We start from the raw sequence: 15,973 nt of genomic DNA on the forward strand, positions 1-15,973 counted from the left end.
TCATGCCGAGAAAATCTCGGTGTAGCGCTTGATCCACGCCGGCTGCACAACAGCGAGCGCCTTGTCGTCATGCAGGATGGCTTTCTCGGCGATCTGCTGCGGGCTTGGCACGAACGCGCGGCTCTCCGCCGGGATTACCGCCTTCGAATTGACGGGGCCGTTCAGCACGTCGGCGGCCATGCGGCCTTGCACGCCGGCGTCGAGCGAATGGTTGATGAAGGCGTGGATCAGATCGCTATCGGCCGGGTGCGACTTCGGGATCACCGTGAACATAAGCTGCGTGGCGAAGCCTTCCTTCATGCCGTACGTCACGCCCATCTTGTACTCGGGCTTGCGGATCTGGTCGGGGAAAAAGGCCGGCGAATAAATGCCGCCGATATCGAGTGAGCCGGTGCGGAACAGATCGGCCACCTGATTCGGGTTCTCGCCGAGCGTCATGACGTGGTCTTTCAACTGCATCAGCTTCTTGAAACCCGGGTCGATATTCTGTTGCGAGCCGCCGTTCATCTTGGCGGCGATGATCGCGAGGTCAACCGCTTCGGCCCATTCGGGCGGCGGCAGGAACAGGCGTCCGGCGTACTTCGGGTCCCACAGCGCTTCGTACGTGGTTGGCGCCGTCTTGACCGTCGACGTGTTGTAGATCAACCCGTCCGACCACAGCAGATAGCCGATGCCGAAGCCGTTCGCGCCCGTGCGGTATTGCGGCGCGACGTCCTTCAGGTTCGGCAGCTTGTCGAGATCGGGCTTCATCAGGAGACCCGCGTCGCCGAGACCCGCCGCGCCGACGCCGGCCAGCGTGATGACGTCGTATGTGGGGCGATCGCCCGCGGCCTTGACCTTGGCGACCATGCCGGAGGTGCCGTCGGCGCGGTCGGCGATGACCTTCGCGCCGGTCTTCGCCGTGAACGTGGCGGCGATGTTGCGCAAGGCGGCAGCACCTGTGTCGTCCGACCAGGTCAGCAGGCGCAGCGTCTTGCCGGAGAAATTGTGCTCCTGTGCTCGCAGATTGATAAACGGCATCGGCAATGCGGACGCCGCGAGCGCCGCGCCGATCGTCTTGATGGCCTGCCTTCTACCCCGTTTGATCTCTTGCATGGCGGTCTCCTGTGTTGAACGCCTGTTGCCTGGTGATATTCGCTCTGACCGCTGCTGCTGCACCGCTCATTTGCGCTGCCTGCTGTACCCAACCTCGGAACCCAACCTCACGCGATACCGGATGCGTTGCGTGTGGATGCACTCTAGGTTTGCCAAAATCCCCCAACAAACGAAATATGCGCATGGAGCGCATGACGGAATCTCATGGGCTGGCCGTTGCGCGACGCTAGCGGCGGCTTCGCTGCGATCCATGGGAACGCCAATCCAGTGGCTTATCCGGGTTAACGTCCATGATTATTTGGCGTGAGCGAGCAGGCGGGAGGTATGAGGAAAGCTCGGTTCTGGTGCGGTGTCCGGCAGGCTGCGCCCTGAGTCGGTGCAAGCCGTGGCATTCAGACCTGAATTGACAGCCGGGTCATGAGCGAAACGCATGCACGTTCGCCTCTGCGCAATTCGTCTGGAAGCTTCTGATCGCGTATCCTGTGGGCTGAATGAGCGTGGGGGCAGGCAATGCCGTATGCCCACCGCAATGATTTTTTCTGATCCCGGACAGGACTACTCCGATGCGACGTCTCCCGCCGCTCAACGCGCTGCAGATTTTCGAAACTGTCGCGCGGCATCGCAGCTTCACGCGCGCCGCGGATCACCTATGCCTGACGCAAGGCGCGGTGAGCCGGCAGATCATCGCGCTCGAGGACTATTACAAGTTCCCGCTCTTCAAACGCCATGCAAAAGGTCTCACGCTGACCGCCGAAGGCGAATTGCTGCTGCCGGCAGTGAAGGAGAGCTTCGCGCGTATCGAGGAGATATCGCTGCGCCTCACGCGTCAACGCACCGATCTCGCACTGAAAGTGCCGACCTGCGTGATGCGCTGGATGTTGCCGAAGATCATGCGCTTCCAGTCGGAGTATCCCGAGCTGCACGTGCAGATCACCACGACCTGGCAGCACGACGTCGACTTCCAGCTGGAGCCGTTCGATGCGGCGATCATCTATGGCTCGTCGCCGGGTGTGGACGTGCAGGCGGTGCCCTTGTTCGAGGAGCGTCTGACGCCGGTGTGCGCGCCCGATCTGCTGAAAGACAAACCGCTCGACGAGGTGGCCGATCTGGCGCGTCACACGCTGCTGCATCCGACGCGCGACCATCGCGACTGGAAGATGTGGCTCGCCAAGGTGACCGAAGTGGATGCGGCGAATACACAAGGTATCGACGCCGGACACGGCCCGAGTTTCGACACGCTCGACATGGCAACCAACGCCGCCTTGCAAGGCTTCGGCGTGGCGATCAGCGACCTTGCCTTGATCGACGAAGACGTCGCGGCCAAGCGCCTCGTGCGGCCGTTCGATACGGTGCTCAAGACGGGCTGGCGCTATTACTTCGTGTATCCGGATTCAGTCGCGCATCAGCAGAAGCTGAATCTGTTTCGCGACTGGATCGCGGAGCATTGGGAAGAGTAGGCGGCGCCCGTGGTTTGAAAGCGCGCGGGCGCGAGGCCGATCGTCAGGGCGCGAAAGAGAGAAACAGATACGCCGCGAACAAGGACAGATGCACGGCGCCTTGCAGAATCGTCGTGCGTCCGGAACTCAGCGTCAGGGTGCCGACCACCAGCGTGAGCATCAGCAGCACGGTTTCCTTGCCGTCGATACCGAGGATGAGCGGCTGACCGGTCCACAAAAACACCGCGGCGACCGTTGGAATGGTCAGCCCGATACTGGCCAGCGCCGAACCGAGCGCGAGATTCATGCTGTTTTGCAAGCGATCGGCCCGCGCCGCGCGCACGGCGGCGAGCCCTTCCGGCAACAGCACCAGCGCGGCGATGATAATGCCGACCACCGCCGGCGGCGCGCCCGCGTTCTTCACCGCGGTTTCGACCACCGGTGAGAGCACTTTCGCCAGCAACACCACGGCGACCAGGCACACCAGCAGCAAGCCGCCGCTTGCCAGCGCGACGCCGATACTCGGCGGGGCGGCATGGACGTCCTCGTCGGGGACGCCGGCAAGAAAGTAGTCGCGATGCCGCACGGTCTGCACGAACACGAACACCCCATACAGCACCAGCGACGACACCCCGGCGAACGCCAGTTGCGACGAAGACAGAAGCGGGCCGGCGCTGGTCGTCGTGTAGTTCGGCATGACCAGCGTCAGCACGGACAACGAGGCGAGCACCGCCAGCGCCGCCGCGGCGCCACGACTTTGAAAGTCCTGCTCGCGATGCCGGATGCCGCCCACCAGCAGGCAAATGCCCACGATTCCATTGCAGACGATCATCACCGCAGCGAACACCGTATCGCGCGCGAGGCCGGCCTTTTCCGGCCCGGACGTCAACATGACCGAAACGATCAGCGCGACCTCGATCACCGTTACGGCTATGGCCAGGACCAGCGTGCCGAACGGCTCGCCGACGCGATGCGCGACCACTTCGGCATGGTGCACCGCTGTGAACACGGCTGCGCACAGTGCTACCCCGATCAACGCGAGCAGCAGCCCGTTGCCCGGTAAGGCATACGCAACGCCCAGCACGATCCAGGCGACGAAGGGCGCGGCAATGGTCCAGCGAGGCAAAACGGTCGCGGGCGTGGTCATTCAGGGCTTCCTTTCATTGCGTGTTCTGGTTCTGGTTGCTGGTGCCGGCGGGGCATCGGCGAGACCTGAGGGCGACGGTGAATGCTAAACCATTCTGTCAATAAAACGCCCTAACATATTAAATTATAAAGGATAGTTAAAAACGGACGAGGATTTGTCAGTCCGCTCGACGGATCGTGGCTGGTGCAGTGGCCAAGCCGTGAGGCAACCGGTGGCTGTTTTGCATCTGAAGGAATGAGTCACGCAGGATTGCGCGGAGAATGCGGTGCGGTTTCGATGGGTGAAACACCCTCGGTCCACAACTGCCGGATCGGCAGTTTCAGGAAAAAAACGCGATGTTTCGGTCCGGGCGCACCGCCTCGCGATGAAGCGTTGCGCCCGGGTGAAGCGCTACGGCTGGCTGACGCGGTTTACTGGCCGACCGGACGGATCGTCAGTGCGTTCTTGACCGACGTCACGCCCGGCACGGCTTGCGCTGTCTGGGTTGCCAGGTCGACTTGCGGCTGCTCGGGCACAGTGCCGGCCAGCGTCACTGCGCCGCTACGCGCGCGCACGGTGATGTTGGTCACGCTCAGGCCCTTGGTCTTCGACAGCGCGGCGCGCACCTTGCGTCCCATTGCACGATCGGCTTTCTTGACCGACTTGGCGTTAGGTGCCGACGAAGCAGCCATCGGGGCGGCCGTAGCTGCAGCATCGCTGCTTTGCGCGTACGCATTGATGGATGCCAGAACGATCAGCGCGCCGCCGACCATCTTGATTGCCTGGAATGCTTTCATTCAACTCTCTCCTATTGTCATGAATACGACGGCCCTTGGATGGGGCCGGTGTACTGCGCCAGCGGTACTTCGGGATCAAATCTGAGTGGAGCGTTGCTGCGGGTCGTGCGACTTCTTGCAAACTGTAAGTTGATCAGGCGCGCTTAAACACACGCATGCCGGCAAAGGCTGTGCTGCAGGCCGGAAACACACGATACTCCAATTAGTGCCATGGTGAATGCGTCCGTGCCAGGAAATGAGGTTTTGGTACAACGAATGGGCCGATGAACGCAGGCCGATGGCGCTTTACCGCTTGATGCGGCACGGGTGGCACGCCCGTTGACGTATCGGCTGCGCGCGCAGGTCGCGCATTCATCGAATCCCGCGCTTTGCGCTTAACGACTCGTCCGGAACGCATGCCGAATCAGCCGCTGCCCATCCTCCCATTACTTCGTGACGATTTGCCGCTCGATGCGGTCGCGCTCGCGCGCTTCATGGTCGGCAAATACCTGGTACACGACCTCCCCGAAGGCCGTATCAGCGGCCGGATTGTCGAAACTGAGGCGTATCCGCTCGGCGATTCGACCAGCCACGCGTTCTTAGGCCGCCGCCCCTATAACGGCTCGATGTTTCTCGCCCCCGGCCACGCTTATATCCGGCTCACCTACGGGCTTTCGTACATGCTGAATATTTCCGCGGAAGCGGAAGAGATCGGCGCCGGCATTCTGCTGCGCGCCATCGAGCCGCTGGAGGGCTTGCCCCTGATGGAAGCGCGGCGGCCCGGCGTGCCGCTGCGCGACCTCGCGCGCGGTCCCGGCCGGCTCACCATGGCCTTAGGCATCGGTCAACCGTTCGACGGTCGCGATCTTTGCACCGGTCGCGACCTGTGGATCGGCGTGATAGAGACGGGGGAGGTGTCGATAGGCGTAACGACGCGCATCGGCTTGTCGCGCGAGATGCATCGGCCGCTACGGTTTTTCGAGCCCGGTAGCGCATTCGTCAGCGGGCCGCGAAAACTGTTGCTGCCGCCGCATGCCGAAGCTGCGACGCGTGCGCGAAACTGACCTTCGGCCCATTGGCCATTGGCCATTGGCTATTGGCCATTGTCGACCAACGAACAGATGCGATGCGGCAAAACACGCGCAGTGTGGGCGCATTGTCGAAACATCAGACAGAAAGGTTACGATTCCGACAATTATTACGGTACCGCGATGACGTTATTCATGCGCGGTGGGAAGTTTCACCACTTTGTTGCGATTTGAACAATTATATATCTCGCAATTAAGGGTTTTCCCTTGACGATTGGGTGACTAGACTGAACTCAATCGCTTCTCACATGGTGTGGCAAGCGAAGCAAAAAAATCAGATCTGGAGGTAAGTCATCATGAAATCGCTTATCAAGGCAGTCGCCATTGCAGCCATTCTGGTCGCTCCCGTCGCTTCGTTCGCGCAATCGAGCCAACAACCCGTGACCCGCGCGGACGTCCGCAATCAATTGATCCAGCTGGAACAAGCCGGCTACAACCCGGCCACGACCAACGACACGAATTATCCGTCTAACGTTCAAGCTGCCGAAAGCCGTGTGCAGGCGCAAAACCCGGCTGTCGCGCAGACGCAGGAACCGGTCGCCAATACGAGCGGTTACGGTGGCGTGGTCAGCGGTTCGTCACAATCGGGTGGTGTGATCCAACCGACGTCGGGCCCGAAGTCGGTTTATTTCGGCAACTGATTTGGGCGGCTGCCGGCGGTATAGCCGGCAGTTGAACAGCGCGCGGCGTGCGCGAATCATCTGGGCACGCTTGCGATCAACGAACAGTCAGCAGTTTGATGTGGGTATGACAATGCGCGCCTCATGCGGCGCGCATTGAAGAACGTTGTGTTTTGCCAGCAGCGGCACGTCCGTCGAGGTGCGCCGCCAGACTGACGAAGCCGCCGCGCCGCGCAGTGTCGCGCTCGACAATGCAAGAACCTCCGCTGCCGCAAGGTAGCTTCGCCCAACCTTTTTCAAGGATTGGGCTTTTTTTGCGCGCTGCTTTTTTTTGCGCCCTATTCGGCAGCTTGCGACGCATGATTGGCGGCTGACCTCAGGGCCGTTCGCCGTGGATATAGAACTCGAGTTGCTGAATCGTGAATTGCTGCTCGGCGATGATGTTCTTCACCAGGTCGCCGATCGATACCATGCCCACCAGACGGTCGTTTTCGATCACCGGCAGGTGGCGCATGCGCCGTTCGGTCATCAGGGCCATGCAGTCTTCGGTGGTCTGATCGGGACGGACGAATCGCACGGCTTTGCTCATGATGTCGCGCACCGGCGTGGCCTTCGACGAGCGGTCCATCAGCACGACTTTGCGCGCGTAGTCGCGCTCCGTCACGATTCCGGCGATGCTGTCGCCCTCTGTCACGACCAATGCGCCGATGCCTTTTTCGGCCATCAGCTTGATTGCCTCGTAGACGGAATCGTCGGCCTCGACCGTGAAAACGGTCGTGTTGTTCGGTTTCGTTTTAAGAAGCTGTGCAACGCTTGTCATGGAGCGGCTCCGTTTCGCAGTGCAGCACGCCGATATGGCGCGCTGTCGTCAGGGACAGGCTATTCCAGTATAGGCCTGGCGCGCGGCCGAAGTACTTCGGGAATACCTGTGGCGCGGCATATCCGGCCGGGTTTAGCCCCGCGAGCGGCCCGATGGCGCAGCGGTTCCTTGCGCGGCGCATGGACATCCGGGTGCAATCCGGGTGCATTAGGCCGATTAGCGGTAAACTCCCAGTCCATACCTTATCCCCGGATTGCTCGGGTTCATGTCAGCCCCATTGTCCAACGCCATGCTCACGTCTCACGATCCGTCGCAAGCTGCTGACGGCGCAATCAACGGCGAGTGCGTCGTCCTCGACGCCACCGCCACGCTCCCCACGCGCTACGGCACGTTCACCTCTTACGTGTTTCGTGTGTGCGAAAGCGGCGCCGAACATCTCGCGCTCGTAATGGGCGATGTCGCAAACCAGTCGTCCGTGTTGACGCGCCTGCACTCCGAGTGTCTGACGGGCGACGTGCTCGGCTCGTATCGCTGCGATTGCGGCGAACAGCTCGATCTGGCGCTGCGCTATATCGCAGCCGAAGGCTGCGGTGTGCTGCTCTATCTGCGCGGCCACGAAGGGCGCGGCATTGGCCTGTCGAACAAGATTCGCGCCTATGCGCTGCAGGAGCAGGGCCGCGACACCGTCGAGGCCAATCTCGATCTCGGCTTGCCCGACGACTCGCGCGAATACGATTCGGCAGCGGGCATTCTGCGCACGCTCAAGGTCACCTCGGTGCGCCTGATGAGCAACAATCCGGAAAAATTCGACACGCTGTCGAAGCATGGCATTCCGGTATGCGAGCGGGTCGCGCTGGCGATTCCGATGCGCGAGGAAAACGAGCGCTATATCCGCACCAAACAGTTGAAGTTTGGGCACTACTTCGACGAAAACGAATAAGCGGCGCATGAGCGCCGGCCGCGTTTTGCAAACGGCGGCCGGTGCTATGGCGTCGATTTCGTCAATCTATTGTGTCGTTATGCTGGTGGGCTTCGGCGTATTTCAGGCGCAACGCTTGACGCCAGGTCAAGGTGTAGCTCTGGCTGGCAACACGATCTCGAAACGCATCGGTCGTTAGTCTTTTGGCGCCTCTTTACTGCCTCGCTTGAACGAACTTTGCAAAATTGTTCAAGATGGATTGCCACCCTTGTTTCTGCTGTTCGATGGGATTTTCCGATTCAGCATCAAACACGACACGAACCGTCACGCCCTTTGCTCCCGCTATGAACTCCACGGATGCAGTGCGGTCGCCAAACGAGAACTCAAGCAATTCCTGAGGTACCACCTTGGTGTAGGTTCCTTCGAAATCAAAGCCGACGCTACCGTCCTTGGCCTCCATGCGTGATGAGAAAATGCCGCCGACGCGTAGATCGACAGTCGATTGGGTTGTGTGCCAATCGTCAGACGCCGTGTTCCACTGCTTGATATCGCTCGGCGTTGTGTAAGCATTCCAGACCTTGGCGACAGGAGCATTGATGAGCGTTTCGACGGTGATTTTCGTGGGCATGTTTTAGTCTTTCGTTTGCTGTTGCGAATAGGGTGTCCAGATAATGCCGCAAAACTGCCGCGCTTGAACCGAGATGCTTCAATCCGAGCCGAGTTGCAGCGAATCAGAATAAGCCAAAATCGTCGTTGCTATCGGGAATAGCGTTGAGCGTATCCCGAAGCGCTCGCCAGCCGATCAGTCCCGCAAGATAATCCGAGATCGCAAGGATCGCTGTCCAGTTACGAGTGCTCGTAGTTCCGCGCGCTTGCAGGGGGCGATGCGCCACGATTTTCCGCGATTTCATCGATGCGCGCAGCAAGGGGCAGGTATGCATGCCGTTTCTCCTATCACGCGTGCCGTTCAGCGCGCCGCCGTGGTTGCTGTTGAAGTTGCAGTTGAAGTAGCAGTTGAGGCTGCACCGGCGCGCGCGAGGATCGCCGCGAACACGTCCGCTATCGCGGTCGCGCCGAAGCGCCGTTCGCTGATCTCGCTTTCGACGTCAATGCGACCCGCGTTGTGCGCGTCGTACAGATCCGTGATGAGACGCGCGTGGTTTTCGCCGAGTCCTGCGCCGTGGAGCATGGCGGCCCATTCGCCACGCGGCACTTCATGGGCCTCGATCTGACGGTGCGCCAGTTCACCGAGTATGCGTGCGACGTCTAACGCACTGACGCGCGCTTCACCTTCAATACTCACTACCCGTGGCGACACCTTCGCCGGTCTGTCGTCGAGCAATAGTTCGGCGGCCAGCAAGCCGACATCCTGTGCGGCGACCGTCGGAAACTGCTTGCTCAATGGATGATGCAGACTTGGCAGCACGCCTCTGGCGAGCGCGATCGGCAGCACGCGACCCCAGTTGTGCATGTGTTCGGCCGCTCGCAGAAACGTCAACTGCGAGGCGACGGGCGCAAGCTGGGTTTCGAGGTAGTGAAACAGCGTCGTGATGCCGGTGCCGCTCGCGTGTTCCGCGCCGTAGTCGGAGAGCGCGAGCAGGCGTTGCGGCGGGTTGGCGCGCAACGCGTCCGCGCTCACGTCGATCATGCGCCGCATTGTGGTTACGGGATCGGCATCTGCATGCGGCACCGGGCACAGCATCTGTACCGCGTAGGCTCCTTCGATAGCGCGCGCTACCGAGGTTGGGTCGAGCAGATCGGCAATGGCGATTTCGCAGCCGATGTCCGCTAACACGGCGCCCTGCCTGTTGTTACGCACCACCGCGCGCACTTCACGGCCTGCCCGGCGCAAAGCCGCGGCGCTCACTCTGCCTACATTGCCTGCTGCTCCAAAGATCACAAACACGTTGAGCTCCTTCCTGGGTCGGTATGTCGCCATCTTAGGGAGGCGGGGAAACGGAAACGCGCGGGCACGGATCGTCGTGCGCAGATTCGGATGATTGTTTTGCTTTGTGGCGGCGCAGCATGCAAGCTGATGCGGTGCGAGCCCAAGCAAAGCCACAAAAAACGCAGGACAATGCACGCATGTTGGCTGTTATCCACAAGGAGACGCAATGAACGCCGTGACACCGATACCGCAGCCGCACAGCGGTTCCCGCATCGCATTGCGCTCCAGCAAGGCACTCGGGTGGCGGGGCTTCGGCGCGGAACTGGTCAACGTGTCGGCCGGCCTGCACCGGATTCCGGCGCTCAAGCATCATCGCGTGGGGGTGCATGTCGGTGCGCCGGTCAGGGCGCGTTGCCTGTGCAACGAGCGGCGCTACTCGCGGATTCAGGCGCATGGCGATGCGGATGTGATTCCCGCAGGCCTCGACGGGCAGTGGACCGATGAATCCGCCTGCACGATTTTCAGTGTGTGGATCGACGAAGACTTCGCACAGCGGACCGTCGAACAGTTGGAGTTGAAGACGAGCGAAGCGCGGCTTCGCCCGCAGTTCCAGATGCGCGACCCGCGCTTTCAGCATCTGGCGTGGGCATTGCGCGCCGAACTCGAAGCCGACGATGCATCAGATCCGCTTTATGCCGAAAGTCTGTGTACGGCGATGGTGGTGCGGCTGATCGGCAGCGCGCCGGTGCTTGACAAACTCGAGGACAAACGCCGCACGCTTGCGCCGAAGACCGCCGCGCGCGTGATCGAGTTTATCGAAGCGCACCTGGATCAACGCCTCACGCTCGACGAACTGGCTGAGCACGCCGAATTGAGCGTGCCGCATTTCAAGGTGCTGTTTCGCGAAACGCTCGGCATGCCGGTGCATCAGTATGTGGTGCAGCGGCGGGTGGAGCGGGCGAGAGCGCTTTTGCTTCACGGCCGGCTGAGCGCGAGTCAGATCGCGTTGGAGACGGGCTTTGCGCATCAGAGTCATATGGCGCATTGGATGGGGCGGTTGTTGGGGGTGACGCCGCGGGAGCTGGTCAAGGCGAGTGGCAATCCAGGCAGCATTATCGACCTCGATCCCTTCAATGCCCGCCGCATCGCCACACCCCGCTAATCCTTGAAACCGCACCGCAGCATAACCCGTTTGGAGTTCTCGCTCTATTGCCCTCAGCCGATTTCCATAGCTAAATGCGGACTTCGCAACCGGAGGCCGTCACATGTCGAAATCGAAGGGTTCTCGCATCGTCGCCTGGGCGATCGCTGCTGCTGTCGCCAATGCGCCGCTCGCCGTTCTTCTGACGCTCGCCACACCAGCCGGCATCGATCGCGCGGTTGCGGCGACGTCAAGCACCGGCACCGACGATTACGCGGCAACCCGCTATCCGATCATCCTCGTACATGGCCTCACAGGCACTGACAAATATCTCGGCGTGCTCGATTACTGGTACGGCATTCAGTCCGATCTCCAGCAGCATGGCGCAACCGTGTATGTCGCGAACCTCTCGGGTTTTCAGAGCGACGACGGTCCTAACGGGCGTGGCGAACAGCTACTTGCTTATGTGAAGCAGGTCCTGGCCGCAACCGGTGCGCAGAAGGTGAATCTGATCGGCCACAGCCAGGGCGGCTTGACCTCGCGCTACGTCGCGGCCGTAGCGCCCGAACTCGTTGCGTCGGTCACCACGATCGGCACGCCGCATCGCGGCTCCGAGTTCGCCGATTTCGTGCAGGACGTGTTGCAAAAAGACCCCACCGGTCTCTCGACACCGATCATCGGCGCTTTCGCGAATATATTCGGCATCCTGACGAGTAGCAGTCACAACACCAACCAGAATGCAGTAGCCGCGCTGCAAACGTTGACCACGGCAAACGCCGCGGCGTACAACTTGCGCTATCCGAGTGCCGGCCTGGGTGCGCCCGGTTCGTGTCAAACCGGTGCGGCGACTGAAACCGTCAACGGCAACACGCATCTGTTGTACTCGTGGGCGGGCAGTGCGATTCAACCGACCTCGCTGTTCGGCATTCCGGGCGCCACCGACACCAGCGTCGCGCCCATCGATTCCGCCGACCTGCTCGATCCGTCGACACTCGTTTTGTACGGCACCGGTGCCATCATGCTGAGCCGCCAGTCGGGGCAGAACGACGGCCTCGTCTCGGTGTGCAGCGCGCTCTACGGCAAGGTGCTCGGCACCAGCTACAAGTGGAATCATCTCGACGAAATCAACCAGTTGCTCGGCGTGCGCGGCGCGAATGCAGCGGATCCGGTGGCGGTGATCCGCACGCAGGCTAACCGGCTGAAGACACAGGGCGTGTGAACGGATGCGGCGATTGGATCGGCAGCAGGGCAGTGCGCGGACGCAGTGGCTGACTTTCGTCGCGGTGGGCGCGGTGTCGGCGGGCGCGGCGTTCTGGCTGAACCGGCCGCCGCCCGCGCATGATGCGTCGGCGCTGCACGTGGGGAATGCGGCGAGTTCCGCGCAACCGGCGCGCGCTTTGGGCCAGGACCCGACCGCCGGCGCAGCGACGGCCGGCACATTGCCCGCTTCGCTCGAAGGCTCGTCACCGCCACCTTTGCCAACCGATGGCCATGGCCACCTCGCGCGCACGCATGCGGTCCGTGAATTCTTCGATTACTTCCTGACGACGCAAAACGAAATCTCCGCCACGGCGTTAGACGCATTGGTGCGGCGCCAGATTGCGGCTCAACTCGACGGCACGCCAGCCGCCGCCGAAGCGGTGACGCTCTGGCAGCGCTACAACGCGTATCTCACGGCGCTCGCACAATTGCCGCCAACCTCCTCAAACCCCAATCAGAGCGGTGCAAAGCTGGACCTCGACGCGCTGCAACTTTCGCTCGATCAGCGCGACGCAATAGGTGTGCGGCTCATGGGCGAATGGAGCGAGCCGTTCTTCGGCGCCGAATCGCGGCAGCAACACACGGATGTGGCGCGCCTGCGCATCGCCTCGGATAGCTCGTTGAGCGACGCGCAGAAAGCGGCGCGTCTCGCCGCACTCGACACGGCACTGCCACCGGAAACACGTGCCGCCCACGAGCGTGCACGCCAGCAGCAGGCGGCACTCGATGCGATCGGTCAGGCGCAGAAGCAGGGCGGTTCGCTCGACGCCATGCGTGCGCAGATCACACAGACGCTTGGGCCTGAAGCGGCAGAGCGCGTCGTCCAGATGCAGCAAGCCGACGACGCCTGGCAAGCTCGCTATGCGGACTACTCGAGCCAGCGCGCGCAGATCGACAAACAGGATTTGCCGCCTCAGCAACGCAATGCGCAGATCGCGCAACTGCGTCAGCAGTTCTTCAGCAACCCTAGCGACGCCCTGCGCGCGGCGTCGCTCGATCGCGGCAGCGGTTCCGCAAACTGAACGCTCTATCGCGTGCGGTGCGGTGCGGTGCGGCGTGGCCAGTCAGCCCGGCGCCGCGCCCGTCAACTGCGAATACACGTCGTGCGAGAGCTGCAACAGCACCTTGCGATCGATCCCGCCTGACACGGCATAGCCAAAGTCACCGTCGACCCAGTAGAACACGTTCACCGGCCCGTCCTGATACAGCTTGAACGCGGTGGTATTCGCGTTCACCTGACGATGCGAAATGCACAACGTCACGCGTTCGCCGTTTGGCCCGCGATACATGAATTGCGCAGTCGGCCCATCGGCGCCCGGCAACAGGCGGCCGCCCGACAGGTTGAAACCGCTCTTCGAAAGAATCGGCGGATGCACGTCGGTGCCGAGCCGGTTGGAGAGCCACTGCACGAAATCCTGTTCGTGATCGGCATTCATGTCGGCCGGACGGTCGACGGCGGGCATATAGACCACATGCGCCACCGCGGCTTGCCGTGCAAACAACTCGGAACTATCGGCACTGACGGGCCGCGTATCCGAGTGACTTGCGGCTGGCGCCAAGACATCCTGTCCCCTATGCGTACCCACGCCGATACCCACGCCGATCACCAGCGCCGCGGCCATTCCGGCGAACTGCGGCCAGTTGGCGGCAATGCGCCAGCGGCGCCCGCTGGCCGGAGGCGCCTGCAGACGCTTGGGCACAGGCTCGCTCAGCACGCGGTCATAGCGTTCATGAAACATGTTGTTCAGCGAGAAATAATCGCTGATGCGTGTGGCCAACTCGGGGTTCTGTTCGAGCGCGCGTTCCACCGCGGCGCGTCGTTCGTCGGACAGTGCGCCGTCCACATAGGCGTGCAGGTCGTCTTCGCCGATCGGCGTGTGTTGGTTGCTCATCGCACCACCTGTAATTTTGCACCGCGCTGCGTGCCCGCCATCAATGCCCGAAGCCGCTCGCGCCCGCGCGAAAGACGCGACATCACCGTGCCGAGCGGAATGCTCAGCGCGAGCGCCACATCGGCATAGCTCATCTCCTCGAGGCCGACCAGCAGCACGACTTCGCGCTGTTCGATGGGCAGGCGCTGCAATGCATAGTCGAGGTCGCGCATTTCCAGCGAACGGGTCTGATCGGACGGCACGGCAAATTCGCTTTCTTGGACGCTGTCGTCGTCGACTGCCACGTGGACGGCACGCGCTGAAGCCTTGCGCGCCTGATTGGCGAACACGTTATGCATGATCGTGAACAGCCACGCACGCAGGTCGGTGCCAGGCTGGAACATGCCCGTGCGGCCGAGCGCGCGTTCGAGTGTGTCCTGCACCAGATCGTCGGCGAGATCGCGATTGTTGATCAGCGCTCGCGCGTAGCGCCGCAAGCGCGGCACATGCTCCATCAACTCGTCACGGACATCCATTTTCTATCCCAATCGTGGGGCTTCTCGTAGGCGCCGGGTGGGCGGCCGTCGATTGAATCACCACGCGTATTCGAGGTGGAAACACGCGTGGACGAATTTTATTCCGTTGTTTTTTGCAACGTTGCGAATAAACCTGAAGTGGCCTTATCGCATGGTCATCACGTCGGCGGCGCGCATCAAGCCGTGGGTCCGGGCGTCGCCGGCGACCACAAAGCGCTGGCGCTGCGCCGTCCAGGTCAGCAGCCGGATCTCGCCAATGCGGCGGGCGGTCCATTGCGGCTGGGCCGGCGCCAGCAGGGCCAGGGTGGAAATCACCACGACGGGCCGGCTGTCTCCGTTCAGATAGACGAATTCGTTGGCGCGTTGGAACGGGCCTGGCGATAGGACCCTTTGATCCACGAGCCGCAAGCCGATTGCGGCGAGCTCCGGCGCGGATACGTCGGTTCGAGTCGGCGACGCAGCGGAATACGATGCGGCGGCGGCTTCCGCCAACGCCATCACGGCGGCATTGTTGAGCGCCTGCTGGGACATCTGGGTGGCGGCGAACCATCCGCTCGCAGCCACCAGCGTCAGAACGAGTGCCGCGAGCGCATTCACCACCTTGCGCGGACGCCTTGCAGCCTTCAGCCGGTCGAGCGCGCCGCGCCATCCTCCGGGACGGTTCGACACGGGCTCGTCGGTTGTCTGGAAAGCCTGCTGCATTTGCGCATTCAACCTGCCATAGAACGCGACTCGGCGCGCTTCGGCCGGATCCCGGCCCAGATAGTCCCGCAGAAACGCCGCGCGTTCCGGCGTCAGCGTGCCGTCGGCATAGGCCTGAATGTCGGCTTCGGAAAGTGGCGCGCCGGAGGGCGCGTGGGTCGAGGTCATGGTGTCGGCGTTCATCGGATTGCGGCTATCGATGGGCGAACACAGGCAGGAGCGGGTTTATTCCCCATTCGAAATATGTTTTTTGCGTAACGCCAAGGCAGGAATAAAAGCCGCAAAGCCGTGGTTCTCCCTCATGCAAACCCGCACAAAACTCTTTGGAGTTCATCATGAAGAAGATCGTTTTTGCCGCATTGTCCGTGGTCATTCTGGCTGCTTCGTCGAGCGCATTTGCAGAAGGCAAGACACGTGCTCAGGTGTACCAGGAATTGATTGAAGCTCAACAGAATGGCCTCGATTTCATCACGGATTCATCGTATCCGGATGTGAATCCCGTCTTCGCACAGCAGGTCAAGCATCAAAAAGAAGCACTCGCCGCCAAGGCGGCCGCCGCGAACCACGTCGCGAGTGGCAGCGCGGCGACGGGCGCCGTCAATTGAAGGGATCGATATCCGGCGCGCGTCTCGAACGGACGCGCCGGATATCCAATGGAATAGATCGCCGATTTCGGTGTTTGCCGATGAGTGCAT

General features: G+C 61.8%; 19 protein-coding genes. 8 read left to right on the plus strand and 11 right to left on the minus strand.

All coding sequences use genetic code 11. The features are described 5' to 3' along the window. The gene (locus tag KHO23_RS26870; RefSeq protein WP_211614726.1) at nt 1-1,095 is read right to left on the minus strand and encodes an ABC transporter substrate-binding protein; all 1,095 of its coding nucleotides are present in this window, start codon (nt 1,093-1,095) and stop codon (nt 1-3) included. A gap of 563 nt (nt 1,096-1,658) precedes the next feature. Here KHO23_RS26870 and KHO23_RS26875 point away from each other — a divergent pair. After that, the gene (locus KHO23_RS26875) at nt 1,659-2,552 is read left to right on the plus strand and encodes a LysR substrate-binding domain-containing protein (protein WP_211614728.1); all 894 of its coding nucleotides are present in this window, start codon (nt 1,659-1,661) and stop codon (nt 2,550-2,552) included. 43 nt (nt 2,553-2,595) lie between these two features. Here KHO23_RS26875 and KHO23_RS26880 read toward each other — a convergent pair whose 3' ends face one another. Continuing rightward, nucleotides 2,596-3,678: a calcium:proton antiporter gene (locus KHO23_RS26880; protein WP_211614730.1), complete on the minus strand. Its 1,083-nt coding sequence runs from the start codon at nt 3,676-3,678 to the stop codon at nt 2,596-2,598. Between the two features lie 410 nt (nt 3,679-4,088). Continuing rightward, a complete protein-coding gene (locus KHO23_RS26885) occupies nt 4,089-4,454 on the minus strand; it encodes a BON domain-containing protein (RefSeq protein ID WP_211614732.1) in 366 nt (121 codons plus the stop codon). 395 nt (nt 4,455-4,849) lie between these two features. Here KHO23_RS26885 and KHO23_RS26890 point away from each other — a divergent pair, with 395 nt between their 5' ends. Continuing rightward, on the plus strand, nt 4,850-5,497 hold the full coding sequence (locus tag KHO23_RS26890; RefSeq protein ID WP_211614734.1) for a DNA-3-methyladenine glycosylase: 648 nt from the start codon (nt 4,850-4,852) through the stop codon (nt 5,495-5,497). A 320-nt stretch (nt 5,498-5,817) separates the two neighbouring features. Beyond that, a complete protein-coding gene (locus tag KHO23_RS26895; RefSeq protein WP_211614735.1) occupies nt 5,818-6,162 on the plus strand; it encodes a DUF4148 domain-containing protein in 345 nt (114 codons plus the stop codon). 121 nt (nt 6,163-6,283) lie between these two features. Here KHO23_RS26895 and KHO23_RS26900 read toward each other — a convergent pair whose 3' ends face one another. After that, entirely contained in the window at nt 6,284-6,502 is a 219-nt protein-coding gene (locus KHO23_RS26900) for a hypothetical protein (RefSeq protein ID WP_211614737.1), read from the minus strand. 15 nt (nt 6,503-6,517) lie between these two features. Continuing rightward, on the minus strand, nt 6,518-6,961 hold the full coding sequence (locus KHO23_RS26905) for a CBS domain-containing protein (RefSeq protein ID WP_211614739.1): 444 nt from the start codon (nt 6,959-6,961) through the stop codon (nt 6,518-6,520). Between the two features lie 289 nt (nt 6,962-7,250). Between KHO23_RS26905 and ribA the strand changes: the two genes are divergently transcribed. After that, nucleotides 7,251-7,901, plus strand: a complete 651-nt coding sequence (gene ribA / locus KHO23_RS26910) for a GTP cyclohydrolase II (protein ID WP_211614855.1) — start codon at nt 7,251-7,253, stop codon at nt 7,899-7,901. A gap of 193 nt (nt 7,902-8,094) precedes the next feature. Here ribA and KHO23_RS26915 read toward each other — a convergent pair whose 3' ends face one another. The 3 genes from KHO23_RS26915 to KHO23_RS26925 all read right to left on the minus strand — a co-directional run bounded on the left by KHO23_RS26915 (nt 8,095) and on the right by KHO23_RS26925 (nt 9,786). Next, a complete protein-coding gene (locus tag KHO23_RS26915; RefSeq protein WP_211614741.1) occupies nt 8,095-8,508 on the minus strand; it encodes an SRPBCC family protein in 414 nt (137 codons plus the stop codon). Nucleotides 8,509-8,611: 103 nt separating this feature from the next. Then, on the minus strand, nt 8,612-8,821 hold the full coding sequence (locus KHO23_RS26920) for a hypothetical protein (RefSeq protein ID WP_211614743.1): 210 nt from the start codon (nt 8,819-8,821) through the stop codon (nt 8,612-8,614). 26 nt (nt 8,822-8,847) lie between these two features. Continuing rightward, on the minus strand, nt 8,848-9,786 hold the full coding sequence (locus KHO23_RS26925; protein WP_211614745.1) for an NmrA family NAD(P)-binding protein: 939 nt from the start codon (nt 9,784-9,786) through the stop codon (nt 8,848-8,850). Nucleotides 9,787-9,994: 208 nt separating this feature from the next. Between KHO23_RS26925 and KHO23_RS26930 the strand changes: the two genes are divergently transcribed. The 3 genes from KHO23_RS26930 to KHO23_RS26940 all read left to right on the plus strand — a co-directional run bounded on the left by KHO23_RS26930 (nt 9,995) and on the right by KHO23_RS26940 (nt 13,191). Further along, on the plus strand, nt 9,995-10,930 hold the full coding sequence (locus tag KHO23_RS26930) for an AraC family transcriptional regulator (protein WP_211614747.1): 936 nt from the start codon (nt 9,995-9,997) through the stop codon (nt 10,928-10,930). A gap of 103 nt (nt 10,931-11,033) precedes the next feature. Further along, complete coding sequence (locus KHO23_RS26935; RefSeq protein ID WP_211614749.1) at nt 11,034-12,128, plus strand: triacylglycerol lipase; 1,095 nt, start codon at nt 11,034-11,036, stop codon at nt 12,126-12,128. Nucleotides 12,129-12,132: 4 nt separating this feature from the next. Continuing rightward, nucleotides 12,133-13,191: a lipase secretion chaperone gene (locus KHO23_RS26940; protein WP_211614751.1), complete on the plus strand. Its 1,059-nt coding sequence runs from the start codon at nt 12,133-12,135 to the stop codon at nt 13,189-13,191. A gap of 42 nt (nt 13,192-13,233) precedes the next feature. Here KHO23_RS26940 and KHO23_RS26945 read toward each other — a convergent pair whose 3' ends face one another. From KHO23_RS26945 to KHO23_RS26955, 3 genes are all read right to left on the minus strand, one after another. Next, nucleotides 13,234-14,061, minus strand: coding sequence for an anti-sigma factor family protein (locus KHO23_RS26945; RefSeq protein ID WP_211614753.1), 828 nt, complete (start codon nt 14,059-14,061; stop codon nt 13,234-13,236). Further along, on the minus strand, nt 14,058-14,576 hold the full coding sequence (locus tag KHO23_RS26950) for a sigma-70 family RNA polymerase sigma factor (protein ID WP_211614755.1): 519 nt from the start codon (nt 14,574-14,576) through the stop codon (nt 14,058-14,060). Before KHO23_RS26950 ends, KHO23_RS26945 begins: the two co-directional genes overlap by 4 nt. 144 nt (nt 14,577-14,720) lie before the next feature. Then, nucleotides 14,721-15,446, minus strand: a complete 726-nt coding sequence (locus KHO23_RS26955; protein WP_211614858.1) for an anti-sigma factor family protein — start codon at nt 15,444-15,446, stop codon at nt 14,721-14,723. A 167-nt stretch (nt 15,447-15,613) separates the two neighbouring features. On the opposite strand from KHO23_RS26955, the gene KHO23_RS26960 reads away from it, so the two are divergent. Then, nucleotides 15,614-15,883, plus strand: a complete 270-nt coding sequence (locus KHO23_RS26960) for a DUF4148 domain-containing protein (RefSeq protein ID WP_211614757.1) — start codon at nt 15,614-15,616, stop codon at nt 15,881-15,883. The last annotated feature ends 90 nt before the right edge of the window (nt 15,884-15,973 follow it).

Source organism: Paraburkholderia haematera, from assembly GCF_905220975.1.
In the GTDB taxonomy this organism is placed as follows: Bacteria; Pseudomonadota; Gammaproteobacteria; order Burkholderiales; family Burkholderiaceae; genus Paraburkholderia; species Paraburkholderia haematera.

Coding starts and splice junctions, on each gene's coding strand:
- KHO23_RS26870 (WP_211614726.1), bottom strand. CDS start 1,095: ATGCAAGAGATCAAACGGGGTAGAAGGCAGGCCATCAAGACGATCGGC.
- KHO23_RS26875 (WP_211614728.1), top strand. CDS start 1,659: ATGCGACGTCTCCCGCCGCTCAACGCGCTGCAGATTTTCGAAACTGTC.
- KHO23_RS26880 (WP_211614730.1), bottom strand. CDS start 3,678: ATGACCACGCCCGCGACCGTTTTGCCTCGCTGGACCATTGCCGCGCCC.
- KHO23_RS26885 (WP_211614732.1), bottom strand. CDS start 4,454: ATGAAAGCATTCCAGGCAATCAAGATGGTCGGCGGCGCGCTGATCGTT.
- KHO23_RS26890 (WP_211614734.1), top strand. CDS start 4,850: ATGCCGAATCAGCCGCTGCCCATCCTCCCATTACTTCGTGACGATTTG.
- KHO23_RS26895 (WP_211614735.1), top strand. CDS start 5,818: ATGAAATCGCTTATCAAGGCAGTCGCCATTGCAGCCATTCTGGTCGCT.
- KHO23_RS26900 (WP_211614737.1), bottom strand. CDS start 6,502: ATGCGTCGCAAGCTGCCGAATAGGGCGCAAAAAAAAGCAGCGCGCAAA.
- KHO23_RS26905 (WP_211614739.1), bottom strand. CDS start 6,961: ATGACAAGCGTTGCACAGCTTCTTAAAACGAAACCGAACAACACGACC.
- ribA (WP_211614855.1), top strand. CDS start 7,251: ATGCTCACGTCTCACGATCCGTCGCAAGCTGCTGACGGCGCAATCAAC.
- KHO23_RS26915 (WP_211614741.1), bottom strand. CDS start 8,508: ATGCCCACGAAAATCACCGTCGAAACGCTCATCAATGCTCCTGTCGCC.
- KHO23_RS26920 (WP_211614743.1), bottom strand. CDS start 8,821: ATGCATACCTGCCCCTTGCTGCGCGCATCGATGAAATCGCGGAAAATC.
- KHO23_RS26930 (WP_211614747.1), top strand. CDS start 9,995: ATGAACGCCGTGACACCGATACCGCAGCCGCACAGCGGTTCCCGCATC.
- KHO23_RS26935 (WP_211614749.1), top strand. CDS start 11,034: ATGTCGAAATCGAAGGGTTCTCGCATCGTCGCCTGGGCGATCGCTGCT.
- KHO23_RS26940 (WP_211614751.1), top strand. CDS start 12,133: ATGCGGCGATTGGATCGGCAGCAGGGCAGTGCGCGGACGCAGTGGCTG.
- KHO23_RS26945 (WP_211614753.1), bottom strand. CDS start 14,061: ATGAGCAACCAACACACGCCGATCGGCGAAGACGACCTGCACGCCTAT.
- KHO23_RS26950 (WP_211614755.1), bottom strand. CDS start 14,576: ATGGATGTCCGTGACGAGTTGATGGAGCATGTGCCGCGCTTGCGGCGC.
- KHO23_RS26955 (WP_211614858.1), bottom strand. CDS start 15,446: ATGACCTCGACCCACGCGCCCTCCGGCGCGCCACTTTCCGAAGCCGAC.
- KHO23_RS26960 (WP_211614757.1), top strand. CDS start 15,614: ATGAAGAAGATCGTTTTTGCCGCATTGTCCGTGGTCATTCTGGCTGCT.